This window comes from Marinifilum breve, assembly GCF_003202155.1.
GTDB lineage: Bacteria > Bacteroidota > Bacteroidia > Bacteroidales > Marinifilaceae > Marinifilum > Marinifilum breve.
This window is the reverse complement of sequence record NZ_QFLI01000079.1, coordinates 1-643: the sequence shown is the minus strand read 5'-3', so window position 1 is coordinate 643 and position 643 is coordinate 1. Positions and strand designations below refer to the sequence as shown.

1 protein-coding gene is annotated in these 643 nt (G+C 33.9%); it reads right to left on the bottom strand.

The window, feature by feature from the left end; translation table 11 throughout:
- Positions 1 to 643: hypothetical protein (locus tag DF185_RS24810; protein ID WP_133250147.1), on the bottom strand; the 643-nt coding region annotated here is incomplete at both ends.

Here is a 643-nt window from a genome sequence, read left to right as displayed (position 1 = left end):
CTATCCAAACCACATCAGGTTTTCGATCATGATTAGGTTCATTTAACATATTTTCCTCAGAATTGCAAGTAATTTCATTAGAAATATGTGAATCATTAGGAAAAGTCATACCTGGTACAATAGCATGAGAATTCTGATAAATCGGTTGATTAGGAACTGTTGTCTCACAAGAATTCTGGATTTCATCTAACTCTGAACTGTCATATGACTCTGCACTGTCTTTTGAAATCGTTGATAAAGATAAATGATCATTAGAAACATCCGAATTATTTAAATTTAAATTACAAGATTTAGTACAGCTTGAAGCAAAATGGACAGTAGCTTTGCATACTGACTGAATGTGTCCTACCTTACCACATTTAAAACATTTAGCATTACGAAATACACATGGATTGCGAGCATGAAACTTTCCACATGATAAACCTTTACCAAACTTCATCTCACCTTTGTGATTTGCTTTGTAATTCCTTGTTGAAACACCTTTCATATTTACACGAGAATAGGAATCACTGTTAAATGAACGCAAGTTTGATTGACCCTGAGATTGTAGTTCATCACGACCACTAAGCAAAGTATTAGAAATCTTCATCAACTGGATATCAAGTTCATTGACTGCTTCGTAGTTAATACATGCAGTTCTAGC